Raw genomic sequence first — 13,400 nt, 5'->3', positions numbered from 1 at the left:
AAACGTGTTCTGTGTCGAAGAAAAGTGTTTGTTCGATTGTCTTGGTGTTACTCAGTGCAAAAGGAGAATACAGATGGCAACGTTGAGTAAGAAACAAAAGGCCGCCATTGCATCGCGCAAGGCCAATAAAGAACTGCTGTCCCAACGCAGAGCGGGTGTGCGGGCGATGCCCCTGCCCACGTTTGATACGTTGAATAGTGATGGGTTGATTACTAAGGAGGCTTCGAAAAAGCCGCTTACTGTAACGTTTGATATTGTGCAGTTTGCAGTGGACCATGGTCTTGAACCGACAATCACCAGACTCGCAGTGCATATGCGCGGTAAAGGCGCAACGAACTGGGGTGCGCCGATGTACATTGTGGACTTTAATCCAGGGTCTCCTGACCACCAACCTATTGATGCAGTGTTCACCCGTGATATTCCGGCGGTCCGTTTGGTGGAAGGGGAACATGAGGTCGGCTATGTCATTCATGAAGGTAACGATCAATCGCCATTGCTAGTAGGTGCTCCCCTGGAGGTCGACCTCACCCCGCCAGAAGACCCCAGGCACCCCGCAGCGCCCTCGTTCCCTGATTATTTGGCGTCGAAAGGGGAAATTACTGAGCAGGATGTGGATGATCACCCTGATGGGATGGTATGTACATTTCCCGACTATCCCTCTCGGCGCGCGGGTGATGATATCGAAGTCTTTTTTTCACCGGATTTTTCTTCACAACTGTCTGAGCCTGTTGACACCTTTCCTGTGGACGATTCGTTGAGTTTTATACTGCCGTGGGACCTGATTATTGGTAATAAAGGCGGGCAGAACTACTTGTTCTGCCGCTTCTTGGACCTTGCAGGGAATGACAGCAAAGACTCGGTGCCTGCGCGAATCGAGTTGAACCTGACACCCGCCCCTGATCCGCTGGAAGCCTATGTGCCTTTGGCGCTTCTTCCTGGTGACGGGCTGCTTGATTTGCAAGACCTTTATGACCCGAACGGGGTTAACATTGCTATCCCAGAATATGATAATAATTTACCCGATATTGACGTGATCGAATTGACCATTGGCACGCAGCCTCCGGTACGTTTTGACGTTAAGCTTTATCTGCCTTTTCCGTTAATGCTGCCTGTCGGCAGGGATGTCCTTTTGGCCCATTATGGTGGCGGCGCCGGCGAGATGCCCATGGAGATCAACTATTTTGTTGATCGCAATGGGACGCCAACCGATGCGCCTACTCACACGATTGATGTCGATTTTTCTGCGCCTGGCCCTGCTCCGGGTGAAGATCCGGAAAACAGTTTGCTCGCGCGCGTGCGGGTCTATGGTGTCGACCCGACTTTGGAAAATGAGCTCACAGACGCTGACTTCAATATGGACGCGACTATCGAGACCGTGCTTTGGGACATCCCTCTTCCCGCGCCGGGTACGATAATCAAATGGTATTGGGGGGATCTGGCCCACCAGTTTGATGAGTTGGAACTGACGACTGAAGAGGCGGGTGACACTCTTACGCGAACTGTGCCTTGGGAAATCATTCGTACAGTCGGCAATAGAACGGTCCCAGTGTTCTATACGCTGGGATGGGATACTAATGACAATACCCAGCGCTCACTTGCGCAGGATGTGGTTGTGGCGGCCAACAAAGTCGTATTGGAAGCGCCAAGGTTTGTCAAGGCGACCGCATTTTTGGCGTGTACCGACCTCAATCGAGCGACTCGCGAGGCGACGGTCAGGGTTCCTGGTAATACAATGTATTTCCGAGAGTACATGGTCGTTCGATGTGAATTCCGCGTATTCAGTGACATTACCGGAGACACTCAGTTGGGCACTACACTGCCCCTCAGCTCGCCGCAGCTGACGCCCGACATGGTTTCCAACGGTTTCGACATAAAGATCCCCTACACGGCCCTTCGGCCGGCGGCGCGCAATTCGGTGGACTTTCACTATTTTGTGCCGATCCCGGGAGAAGGAGAGCAGCCTTCGGTAAGAGCCTGGACCCGTACACGGTTCACCGACCTCAACGGGCTTTATTGCGAGCAGCAACCGCCCACTGGACTAGAGGATAGCCTGGTAGAGCAATAGACTGCAGACTGCGGGGTGCTTCGGCACCCTTCGGTTGCACTGCACGCACTTTGCACTTTCACACAGCTAATCTCCTCATCGCTACCTCTATGTTCGGATTAATCCTACATATTACGGTAAGCCTGATCTGTAACTTTGCGGCCTTGAATGGCCTGGCTCCACCCCTCTGGAAATAGGCCGAACAGTTCCGTTCTGGAATGCCTGTTAAATGAGTGGTGTCTTGTGAAGATCAATTCGTACTTTAAATTAAAACCCTTGGTTGCAATGATGCAGGTGCCATCTGTGGTGACCTTGTTGCTTCTGGCGCCAAATGCTCATGCTCGGTTGATCGAAAATGGCACCGAAACCATCCGGCATGATGATTATATCGATACCTTTGAATTGCAGAATGCCACGCTTAACGTCATACGGGGCTGGACGCAGGCCATTTATGCTGATGCCTCGAACCTGAATGTCAGCGCGGACAGTACGATCCTGGGGACGGTTGTCGCTCAGAGCGGCTCCAATGTGGCTGTCGACAACAGTCGTGTCACGGCTTCCGGGGTGTACGAAACTGGCGTAACGCTGCTCAGCAGCACTGCGCAGATCAACGACAGTGTTATTACCAGTGCCGATTACCATGGTTTACTGGTGAGCAAATATACAAACTCGACCGACATATCCACCGCGACGGTCAATGGCAGTGTCCTGGTGGGAGCAACCGGCGGCGCAGTTGTTACCGGTGGCAGTGCGTTGGAGTTGGTGCGCAGTCAGTCAATCGGCACGGGGGCCGACAGCTTTGGGTTGAGGTTGGAGAGCTCAGCGGCACGGGCTTTTGGGAGCAATATTTCAGGCGGACGTAACGGTATTGAAATGTCGTTTAACCGGCATGCGCCCGGGCCTAACACCCTTGTCCTGGACCATTCTCATGTCACGGGCACCACAGGTGCTGCGTTGCTCGTAGACGGTGCTCGGGGCCAGGGCGCGGTGGCGAATATCGAGGTACGCAACGGCTCGACGCTCACCGGTGGTAATGGCAACTTGCTGGAAGTCAAGGGCGGCTCGACGGCGAATATGAATATCGCCAATAGCCAGCTCAAAGGCGATGTCGTCGTCAGCAGTGGTAGCCAGGCTCATCTTCAGCTCACTGATCGCGCCTCATTGACCGGCCGCCTGGAAAACGTATCGTCGTTGAGTCTTGGCGAGCAATCCATGTGGGTCATGACTGGCAATAGCCAGGTGGGTGATTTGCGCCTTGCCGATGGCGCGGTCAAGTTTGGCGATGGGGATGCGTTCTATCAACTTGACCTCAAGAGCTTGTCGGGCCAAGGCACCTTTGTCATGGGCACTGATTTCGCTCAGGGCCTGACGGACTTCCTGAACATCACCGGTGACGCAACCGGCCATCACGACCTGTTGCTTACCAGCAGCGGTACAGAAGCGGTAAACCCAGGTGATGTGCATATCGTTCACACCGGTGGTGGTGATGCACAGTTTGCGCTGGTAGGCGGTAATGTGGATGTTGGGGCTTGGTCCTATGGCCTGCGGCAAGACGGCAATGATTGGTTCCTTGACCCGAATAATCGCACTGTCAGCCCAGGCACGCGGTCGGTATTGGCCTTGTTCAACACTGCACCAACTGTGTGGTATGGCGAGATGACATCTTTGCGTAGCCGCATGGGAGAGATTCGGCATAACGGTGCCGCAGCCGGTGGCTGGTTGCGTGCCTATGGCAATAAATATGAGGTCAGTGGCGGTGATGCCGGTGCCTATGAACAAAGCCAGCGCGGGTTCTCCTTGGGGGCGGATACGCCCGTGGGAGAAGGCCAATGGCTGCTGGGGGTAATGGCGGGTCACAGTACGTCTGACCTGGATCTCAGTCGGGGTACTTCGGGTACCGTGCAGAGTTATTACGCAGGTCTGTATGCCACTTGGTTGGATGAAGAGAGTGGTTACTATTTTGACGGCGTCATCAAGGCCAACCGCTTGAACAATGACTCCACAGTCGGCTTGAGCGACGGCAGGCAAGCCAAAGGCAAATACAGCACAAATGCCTTGGGTGCGTCCGTGGAAGCGGGCCGTCATATCAAGCTGGATAATGATTTCTTTGTCGAGCCTTTCGCCCAAGCGTCCGTGGTTACAGTACAAGGCAAGAGCTATAGCCTGGATAATGGTCTCAAAGCCAAGGGCAGCCACACTGACTCCGTGCAGGGCAAGTTGGGGGTGACGGTAGGCCGCGACTTTATGTTGGATGACGGCAGTATGCTCCAGCCTTACTTGCGGGGTGGCGTTGCCCACGAATTTGCCAAGAGCAATAAGGTGTCGGTCAATAACCAGACATTTGACAATAATCTGTCGGGCTCGCGTGTCGAGGTCGGAGTGGGTGTCGCCCTGACACTGTCCCAAAATATGCAGTTGCATGCAGATTTTGACTACGGCCAAGGCAAGCATGTGGATCAGCCATGGGGGGCAAATTTCGGCGTGCGATATAGCTGGTAATCAGGCAGTGCTACCGAATTTCAACAATCTTGAAAAAACGCCCCGAGTTCGGGGCGTTTACTATCATGCATAGGTTTTATCGAGGTTGAACGGTATTGATACGGGTAGGGCTGCGCCGCGAGGTTCTATCGAGGCTGAACAGCATTTGCATACGCAGTTCTTGGTTGTTGATGTCCATAAGATAAACGTCGAGTGCGCCCGTGACCGTCTGGTCGTCCGAATCATGAAAGAATTCGACGATGCCTCGATGTGCTTGATAAGCCGGGGTCGGCGTTTCATTAATGGTCATCAGGATAACCGCTAACTTATGAACGTCAGGGTCTTTCTCCAACACATAACGACCGGAAACCGCGTTGACGGGGTACTTGAAGATGACCACCTGCCTTGACGTTTCTGTGGGCGGTATCTTCATGGCGCCTTCCGCGAACCAGAAGTTGTTTTTCAATTCATGTTTGCGAAAGTCCGCCTTGAAGTTCTCGCTTCCGATCGAACCTTGAAAAAAACGTTCTGCGGATTCCTGGCGGGCAGCTTTTCGGGCATTGGCATTGCTCATGGTACGGTTCTCCTGCGATGGGCGGTACATGTGTGTGAGGTGAGGGCGGTTTTGATTAATCGCTGGCACTGGGGCTAATTTCAGGGACAGGTTGTCAACCACGAGGAAGGTGGTGCCTATCACTTCCAAGGTGATCTCAGTCACGCTTGCAGGGATGGTCAGCGACGACGTGTAGGTATCCCAGTCGCCGCCCCCCCGAAGTTCTATCTGTGGCGTGTTACCGGGTGCAATATGGAATATCGCGAAACCGTGCCCTCCGGTTGGCGTCCTGGCATCGATGGAAAAAGCGTAGGTCTGGCCGGGTGTGACAGCAATTTCTTGTTCGATGGACCCCCCCAGGTTTGCCTGGCACTCGTTGCCGAAAAATGTCACGGAGGAGGAGCCCTCTGGCTCGTTGGCTATCCAATGATCGCTGTTGTCGGCGAAATCACCGTTACGGATCAACTCGACGGGGATGACCACGCCGTCGTCTTCCGCCAGCTGGAGGCTATCGAACCAGACGTCGCCAGCATCACCCATCAGTTGTAGCGTCAGGCCGGTGGTGTCGGCAGGTGGGCTAAAAGTGCTCAGATGATGGGTCCAGCCATGGTTCCCTGTTAGCGTGATGGTTTCAGTCGTACCTGAGGGCTGCCATATCAGTCGGACTGAGCCGGCGCCGTTATAGGTAATCAACGTATACAGGCTGAAGGTGTAGGGGGCGGTGTCGGAAACCGATATGTCTTGTTCCGCCCGGCCTGGCCCCGTGATCACGCACTTCTGGCGTGAAAAATCAACTCGGCCTGGAGCGGTGGCAGTAGCGTTCCAATAGAGTTCGCGATGGGCGAAGTTGCCATTGCGCACCAGATTACTGTTCATCGGTTGTGTTGACATGAATCAGCCCCGTGCCCTTGGATGGGTTGGTTGTGAGCGATTCAATTCAGCGCCATAAACATGCGCTGCACAACTGTCAGAACTAACAGGTTTGCCTATCCATTCGTCGGTTTTCTATACCTGTTCCCATACGTTTAGCCAGGCTGGAGCCTAACCAAACAACCCAGCCGCAATATTGATCGAGAACCCCAGGATCGCGGTATTGAACAGAAACCCGATCAACGATTGCCCCAGCACCACTTTACGCAAGCTTCGGGTGGCAACACCGACGTCCGACGTCTGCACTGCCACGCCGATGGTGAATGAGAAATACAGGAAGTCCCAATAATTGGGGGTGAGCAAGCCCTCGGCAAAGCGCAGCGCCGGCTCCTTGCCTTGCCAGGTGTAATAGAGCCTGGCGTAGTGCACGCTGAAAATCACCCCGATCAGCAGCCAGGAGCCGATCACTGTCAGCCCGGTAAAACCGTAATGCAGCAGGCGCTCGGAGGTGGCCAGGTCCTTGCTGCCCACCAGTTCGAAGGTGATGGTGGCCAGGCTGGCGATGGCGGCGATGCACACCATGAACAGCACCAGGCCGGCGTTCTCGTCTTCGATTTCGGCGATGCGCTTGACGTCTTCGGCCTTGGCTCGAATGGTCAACCAGAGCATCAGTATCAGGTAGGTCCAGACCCCGGCGTTCCAGCCGATCAGGATTTTGCTGGCAAGGGTGTCGGCCGGCACCAGGAGGCCGGCCGCAAGGCCCAGTACGGCGGCGGATGAAAGGCGAGGATGGGTGCGGGCGAGGAAGGGCATGGTGGCTCACAAAGAACGCTGGAAACCATAGCCTATCCCTGTAGGACCGAGCTTGCTCGCGAAAAACTTCAAAACACCGCGTGCATCCAGACGGCCCGCGTTATCGTTGACGATCTTCGCGAGCAAGCTCGCTCCTACACTGTGGGCATTACTGGCGCTTTCGTACCAGCTTCATCACCACCACGAAGAACACCGGCACAAACACCACCGCCAATGTCGCCGTGATCATCCCGCCAATCACACCGGTACCAATCGCCTGCTGGCTGGCCGAACTGGCCCCCGTAGCAATCGCCAATGGCACCACGCCGAGAATGAACGCCAGGGACGTCATGATGATCGGCCGCAGTCGCAGCCGTGCCGCTTTCAAGGTGGCGTCGAGCAAATCCTCGCCCTGGTCATACAGGTCCTTGGCGAACTCGATGATCAGGATCGCGTTCTTCGCCGACAGGCCAATGATGGTGATCAAGCCGACCTTGAAGAACACGTCGTTGGGCATCCCGCGCAAGCTCACGGCCAACACCGCACCGAGCACGCCCAGCGGCACCACCAGCAACACCGAGGTGGGGATCGACCAGCTTTCATACAGCGCGGCCAGGCACAGGAACACGATCAGCAACGACAGGCCCAACAGCAGCGGTGCCTGGGAGCCGGACAAGCGCTCCTGCAACGACAAGCCCGTCCATTCCTGGCCCAGCCCGGCGGGCAGCTGGCTGACCAGGCGCTGGATTTCGTTCATGGCCTCGCCCGTGCTGTGCCCCGGCGCCGCTTCGCCGCTGATGGCGATGGCCGGGTAACCGTTGTAACGGGTCAACTGCGTCGGGCCTTGGGTCCACTTGGCTTCGACGAAGGCTGACAACGGCACCATCTTCCCGGCGTTGTTGCGCACGTGGATTTTCATCAGGTCGGCCACCTGGCTGCGTTGGTCGCCTTCGGCCTGCACCACCACGCGCTGCATACGGCCCTGGTTGGGGAAGTCGTTGATATACGCCGAGCCGATCGCCGACGACAGCACGTTGCCCACGTCGGCAAACGACACACCCAGGGCGTTAGCCTGCTTGCGGTCCACTTCCAGCTGGACTTGTGGTGCTTCAGCCAAGGCGCTTTCACGCACGTTGGCCAGGATCGGGCTTTTCGCTGCAGCGTCCAGCAATTCGGTACGCGCGGCCATCAATCCTGCATGGCCGACGCCACCACGGTCCTGCAAACGGAACTCGAAACCACTGGACGTGCCCAGGCCGTCTACCGGTGGCGGCAGAACCGCGTAGGCAATCGCGTCCTTGAGGTCGCTGAAGGCCATGTTGGCGCGATCGGCAATCGAGGAAGCGGAGTCATCACTGCCACGCTCTGACCAATCCTTGAGCGTGGTAAACGCCAGCGCCGCGTTTTGCCCGGAACCTGAGAAGCTGAAGCCCATGATCATGGTGGTATCACCCACCCCAGGTTCGCCTGCGTTATGCGCCTCGATCTGCTCGGCTACCTGCACCGTACGGTTCTTGCTGGCGCCTGGCGGCAACTGGATATCAGTGATGGTGTAGCCCTGGTCTTCCACCGGCAGGAACGAGGAGGGCAGGCGGCTGAACAACAGGCCCATGCCCACCAGCAATACCAGGTAGATCAGCAGGTAGCGGCCGCTGCGCTTGAGGGCATAGGCCACCCAACCTTCGTAACGGTTGGTGAGTTGCTCAAAGCGCTGGTTGAACCAGCCGAAGAAACCACCCTTGGCATGGTGCTCGTCCTTGGCAATCGGCTTGAGCAAGGTGGCGCACAGGGCCGGGGTCAAGGTCAGGGCCAGGAATGCGGAGAACAGGATCGAGGTGGCCATCGACAGCGAGAACTGCTGGTAGATCACGCCCACCGAACCCGGCATGAAGGCCATCGGCAGGAACACCGCCACCAGCACCAGGGTGATACCGATGATGGCTCCGGTGATCTGGCCCATGGCTTTCTTCGTCGCCTCCTTGGGCGACAGGCCCTCGGTGGCCATGATGCGCTCGACGTTTTCCACCACCACGATGGCATCGTCCACCAGGATACCGATGGCCAGCACCATGCCGAACATGGTCAGCACGTTGATCGAGAAACCCAGCAGCAACATGGTGGCGAAGGTGCCCATCAGCGCGATTGGCACCACCAGCGTGGGGATCAAGGTGTAGCGCACGTTCTGCAGGAACAGGAACATCACCGCGAACACCAGCGCCATCGCCTCCAGCAAGGTGTAGACCACCTTGGTGATCGAGACTTTGACGAAGGGCGAGGTGTCGTAGGGGATCTTGTATTCCACATTGGCAGGGAAGTAGCGCGACAACTCGTCCATTTTCGCCCGCACCAGCGTTGCGGTACTCAATGCATTAGCGCCGGGCGACAGTTGCACGCTGACGGCGGTAGACGGCTTGCCGTTCAGGCGCGTGGAGAACTGGTATTCCTGGCTGCCGACTTCCACCCGTGCCACATCGCCGATGCGCACGGTGGAGCCGTCGGGGTTGGCCTTGAGCACGATGTCGGCAAACTCGGCCGGGGTGGACAGTTGCCCCTTGACCAGCACCGCCGCGGTGATCTCCTGGGTGTGGGTGCCCGGCAAGTCACCGATGCTGCCCGCTGAGACCTGGGCGTTCTGGGCGCTGATCGCGGCGTTGACGTCGGCCGGCGTGAGGTTGAAACCGATCAGCTTCTGCGGGTCGATCCAGATACGCATGGCGCGTTCGGCGCCATACAACTGGGCCTTGCCGACCCCGTCCAGGCGCTTGAGCTCGTTCATCACGTTGCGCGCCAGGTAATCACTGAGCGCCACGTCGTCGAGCTTGCCGTCGTTGGACGTCAATGTGACCAGCAGCAGGAAGCCGGCGGAGACTTTTTCCACCTGCAAGCCTTGCTGAGTCACGGCCTGGGGCAGGCGCGGCTCGACGACCTTGAGGCGGTTCTGCACATCCACCTGGGCCATTTCCGGGTCGGTGCCCGGCTGAAAGGTCGCGGTGATCGTCGCCGAACCCAGGCTGCTCTGGGATTCGAAATACAGCAGGTGATCGGCGCCGTTGAGCTCTTGCTCGATCAGGCTGACCACGCTCTCATCCAGGGTCTGGGCCGAGGCGCCGGGGTACACCGCGTAGATTTCCACCTTGGGTGGCGCGACGTTGGGGTACTGGGCCACCGGCAATTGCGGGATCGCCAGGAAGCCCGCCAGCAGGATAAACAGGGCCACCACCCAGGCGAAGATCGGGCGGTCAATAAAGAACTGCGGCATGACGGGTTATTCCTTTACGAGCGGGCTGTCGTCCACTTCAACTTTTTCACCGGGGCGCGCATGTTGCAGGCCCTCGACGATGATGCGGTCGCCGGGCTTGAGGCCGCTGGTGACGATCCAGCGGTTGTCGATCACCGCACCCAACTCCACCGGTTGCTGGCTGACGGTCTGCTCGGCATCCAGCAGCAACACCATCGGGATACCGGCGCTGTCACGGGTGATGGCGCGTTGCGGCACGCTGATACCTTGTTTGTCCACGGCCTGCTCCAGGCGCACCCGCACAAAGCTGCCGGGCAACAGGTCGAGGTCCGGGTTGGGGAACTCGCTGCGCAGGATGATCTGCCCGGTGCCCGGGTCGACGCTGATCTCGGAGAAGAGCAATTTACCCGGCAAGGGGTACAGGCTGCCGTCGTCCTGGATCAAGGTGGCCTTGGCCTGGTCCTGGCCGACCTGCTTCAGGCTGCCGGCACGAAAGGCGCGGCGCAGGTCGTTCAGCTCACGGGTGGACTGGGTGAGGTCGGCGTGGATCGGGTCCAGTTGCTGGATAATCGCCAGCGGCGTGGCTTCGTTCTGGCCGACCAGCGCGCCTTCGGTCACCAGCGCGCGGCCGATGCGCCCGGAAATCGGTGCGGTCACGGTGGCATAGCCCAGGTTCAGCTTGGCACGCTCGACGGCGGCCTTGTTGGCGGCCACTTCGGCGTTGGTCTGGCGCAGGGCGGCGCGGGCGTTGTCGTACTCCTGGCCGCTGATGGCGTTGCCTTCGACCAGTTGGCTGTAGCGCTGTTCTTGCAGGCGCGCTTGGAATGCATTGGCCTCGGCCTTGCTCAGGTTGGCCTGGGCACTGTCCAGGTCGGCCTTGAACGGCGCCGGGTCAATACGGAACAACACGTCGCCTTGCTTTACATCGTGACCTTCGTTGAACACCCGCTGCATGACCACCCCGGCGACCCGCGCGCGTACCTCGGCGATACGCGGTGCCGCGATGCGCCCGCTCAGTTCGCTGGTAATAGAGAGAGGCTTGGCCTGCAGGGTTTCGATCCGCACTTTGGCCAGGGGCATTTGTGGCGCCTCGTCTGCCGACTGACCACACGCGCTCAGCGCCAGTGTGAGGGCCAACAGGCAAAACGGCGCAAATAGATTCTTCGACATGCTCTTATCCCAATATTGACTGGCGCATCCTAGGGGCACCTGCGCCGTGGTGCTGTGAAGCTGTGTAGCGGGTCTGTGAAGAAGTGTAAGGTACGGCGCGCAGGGCGTCGGGGGCGTATATCCTTGCACAATCCTGCAACACACCAACAAACAGCATTATTTGGAAACACCATGCCCAACATCCTCCTGGTGGAAGACGACGCCGCACTCTCCGAGCTGATTGCCAGCTACCTGGAACGCAATGGCTACCACGTCAGCGTGCTCAGCCGTGGCGACCATGTCCGTGAACGCGCACGCCTCAACCCGCCGGACCTGGTGATCCTCGACCTGATGCTGCCGGGCCTCGACGGCCTGCAGGTGTGCCGCTTGCTGCGCGCCGATTCGGCGGGGCTGCCGATCCTGATGCTGACCGCCCGCGATGACAGCCACGACCAGGTATTGGGCCTGGAGATGGGCGCCGACGATTATGTGACCAAACCCTGCGAGCCGCGCGTATTGCTGGCCCGGGTGCGCACGCTGCTGCGTCGCAGCAGCCTGTCCGAACCCCAGGTGGCCAGCGACCAGATCGTCATGGGCAACCTGTGCATTGATTTGTCCGAGCGCACCGTGACCTGGCGCGAGCAGGCGGTGGAGCTGTCCAGCGGTGAATACAACCTGCTGGTGGTGCTGGCCCGGCATGCCGGCGAAGTGCTCAGCCGCGATCAGATCCTGCAACGCCTGCGCGGTATCGAGTTCAACGGCACCGACCGTTCGGTGGACGTGGCTATCTCCAAGCTGCGGCGCAAGTTCGACGACCATGCGGGCGAGGCGCGCAAGATCAAGACAGTGTGGGGCAAAGGGTATCTGTTCAGCCGTTCCGAGTGGGAATGCTGAACCATGTTTCGCGTACTGCTGCGCCTCTACCTGATCACCATCGTCACCTACAGCGCGGCGATCTACCTGATTCCCAAGCTGGTGATCCAGCTGTTCGAACACCGCTACATGGACTACAACATCGAACAGTCCCGTGGCCTGCAAAAGCTCATGGTCAAGCAGTACCAGCGCGCACCGGTGGAGCGCTGGTCCCAGGTGACCGACCAATTGAGCCACGATTTTGCACCCTTGAAAGTGCAATTGTTGCTGCGCCAGGACGCCCGCTACACCCCTGAGGAAGAACAGTTACTGGAGCAAGGCAAGCCAGTGATCCGCCTGGGCGAGTGGGGCTGGATGGAAGAAATCAGTTCGCCGATCAACCAGCAGTTCGCGGTCAAGCTGACCGTACCGCCAGACCCGTTGGACATGAACCTGCTGTACTGGTCGATGAACGTGCTGGTCGGCGCTGCATTGCTTGCGTGCCTGCTGGTGTGGCTGCGTCCGCACTGGCGTGACCTGGAGCGTCTGAAGAGCACTGCCGCGCTATTGGGCAAGGGCCATCTGGAGGCGCGTACGGGGCTCGCACCCAGCTCCAGCATCGGCGGCCTGGCGGCGGTATTCGACACCATGGCCGATGATATCGAGCGCCTCTTGAACCAGCAGCGCGATTTGCTCAATGCGGTCTCCCATGAACTGCGCACGCCGCTCACCCGCCTGGACTTCGGGCTGGCGCTGGCGCTCTCCGAAGACTTGCCCCCGGCCAGCCGCGAGCGCCTGCAAAGCCTGGTGGCGCATATTCGGGAGCTGGATGAGCTGGTGCTGGAATTGCTGTCTTACAGCCGCCTGCAAAACCCGGCGCAATTGCCCGAGCGGGTAGAGGTGGCGCTCGACGAGTTTATCGACAGCGTGTTGGGCAGCGTCGACGATGAGCTGGAAAACCCCGATATCGTCATCGATGTGGTGCTCGATTGTGCCGTGGAGCGCTTCAGCCTCGACCCGCGCCTGACTGCCAGGGCCTTGCAGAACCTGCTGCGCAATGCGACGCGCTACTGCGACAAGCGCATCCAGGTGGGCGTGCGCGTATGCCCCAAAGGCTGTGAAATCTGGGTGGACGACGATGGCATCGGCATACCGGCGGACCAGCGCGAGCGCATCTTCGAGCCGTTCTACCGCCTGGACCGTAGCCGCGACCGTGCAACCGGTGGCTTTGGCCTGGGCCTGGCGATCAGCCGGCGCGCCCTGGAGGCCCAGGGCGGCACGTTGACGGCCTTGGCGTCTCCCTTGGGCGGGGCGCGGTTTCGTGTGTGGCTGCCTAACCTACCGTGATCAAAAAAGCATAAACTCAGATCGCATCGGTATAAGTGGTTATAAGAAAAATCGCTATCCTGCGGCCAGAAATTTAT

General features: G+C 58.6%; 8 protein-coding genes. 4 read left to right on the top strand and 4 right to left on the bottom strand.

The features are described 5' to 3' along the window. Positions 1-73: 73 nt before the first annotated feature. On the top strand, positions 74-2,065 hold the full coding sequence (locus tag BUE92_RS16930; protein WP_073525121.1) for a hypothetical protein: 1,992 nt from the start codon (positions 74-76) through the stop codon (positions 2,063-2,065). A 222-nt stretch (positions 2,066-2,287) separates the two neighbouring features. Beyond that, positions 2,288-4,543 carry an autotransporter outer membrane beta-barrel domain-containing protein gene (locus BUE92_RS16925; RefSeq protein ID WP_305955569.1) on the top strand — a complete coding sequence of 752 codons (2,256 nt, stop codon included), beginning with the start codon at positions 2,288-2,290 and terminating at the stop codon, positions 4,541-4,543. A 76-nt stretch (positions 4,544-4,619) separates the two neighbouring features. Here BUE92_RS16925 and BUE92_RS16920 read toward each other — a convergent pair whose 3' ends face one another. From BUE92_RS16920 to BUE92_RS16905, 4 genes are all read right to left on the bottom strand, one after another. Beyond that, entirely contained in the window at positions 4,620-5,966 is a 1,347-nt protein-coding gene (locus BUE92_RS16920) for a hypothetical protein (protein ID WP_073525120.1), read from the bottom strand. A gap of 150 nt (positions 5,967-6,116) precedes the next feature. Beyond that, positions 6,117-6,758, bottom strand: coding sequence for a DUF1345 domain-containing protein (locus tag BUE92_RS16915; RefSeq protein WP_073525119.1), 642 nt, complete (start codon positions 6,756-6,758; stop codon positions 6,117-6,119). Positions 6,759-6,906: 148 nt separating this feature from the next. Then, positions 6,907-9,996, bottom strand: a complete 3,090-nt coding sequence (locus BUE92_RS16910; protein ID WP_073525118.1) for an efflux RND transporter permease subunit — start codon at positions 9,994-9,996, stop codon at positions 6,907-6,909. 6 nt (positions 9,997-10,002) lie between these two features. Next, the gene (locus tag BUE92_RS16905) at positions 10,003-11,145 is read right to left on the bottom strand and encodes an efflux RND transporter periplasmic adaptor subunit (RefSeq protein ID WP_073525117.1); all 1,143 of its coding nucleotides are present in this window, start codon (positions 11,143-11,145) and stop codon (positions 10,003-10,005) included. A 171-nt stretch (positions 11,146-11,316) separates the two neighbouring features. On the opposite strand from BUE92_RS16905, the gene BUE92_RS16900 reads away from it, so the two are divergent. Together BUE92_RS16900 and BUE92_RS16895 are read left to right on the top strand one after the other, a co-directional pair. Continuing rightward, positions 11,317-12,018, top strand: coding sequence for a response regulator transcription factor (locus tag BUE92_RS16900; RefSeq protein WP_003190934.1), 702 nt, complete (start codon positions 11,317-11,319; stop codon positions 12,016-12,018). A gap of 3 nt (positions 12,019-12,021) precedes the next feature. Further along, positions 12,022-13,323 carry an ATP-binding protein gene (locus BUE92_RS16895; RefSeq protein ID WP_073525114.1) on the top strand — a complete coding sequence of 434 codons (1,302 nt, stop codon included), beginning with the start codon at positions 12,022-12,024 and terminating at the stop codon, positions 13,321-13,323. Positions 13,324-13,400: the final 77 nt, after the last annotated feature.

This window comes from Pseudomonas fluorescens, assembly GCF_001902145.1.
Classification (GTDB): Bacteria; Pseudomonadota; Gammaproteobacteria; order Pseudomonadales; family Pseudomonadaceae; genus Aquipseudomonas; species Aquipseudomonas fluorescens_BV.
The sequence above is the reverse complement of the archived record's forward strand: the minus strand, read 5'-3'. Positions and strand labels throughout refer to the sequence as shown.

Bases quoted from the DNA above. Each gene is read 5' to 3' on its own strand.
- BUE92_RS16920 (WP_073525120.1), bottom strand. From the start codon at position 5,966: ATGTCAACACAACCGATGAACAGTAATCTGGTGCGCAATGGCAACTTC.
- BUE92_RS16895 (WP_073525114.1), top strand. From the start codon at position 12,022: ATGTTTCGCGTACTGCTGCGCCTCTACCTGATCACCATCGTCACCTAC.
- BUE92_RS16915 (WP_073525119.1), bottom strand. From the start codon at position 6,758: ATGCCCTTCCTCGCCCGCACCCATCCTCGCCTTTCATCCGCCGCCGTA.
- BUE92_RS16905 (WP_073525117.1), bottom strand. From the start codon at position 11,145: ATGTCGAAGAATCTATTTGCGCCGTTTTGCCTGTTGGCCCTCACACTG.
- BUE92_RS16900 (WP_003190934.1), top strand. From the start codon at position 11,317: ATGCCCAACATCCTCCTGGTGGAAGACGACGCCGCACTCTCCGAGCTG.
- BUE92_RS16910 (WP_073525118.1), bottom strand. From the start codon at position 9,996: ATGCCGCAGTTCTTTATTGACCGCCCGATCTTCGCCTGGGTGGTGGCC.
- BUE92_RS16930 (WP_073525121.1), top strand. From the start codon at position 74: ATGGCAACGTTGAGTAAGAAACAAAAGGCCGCCATTGCATCGCGCAAG.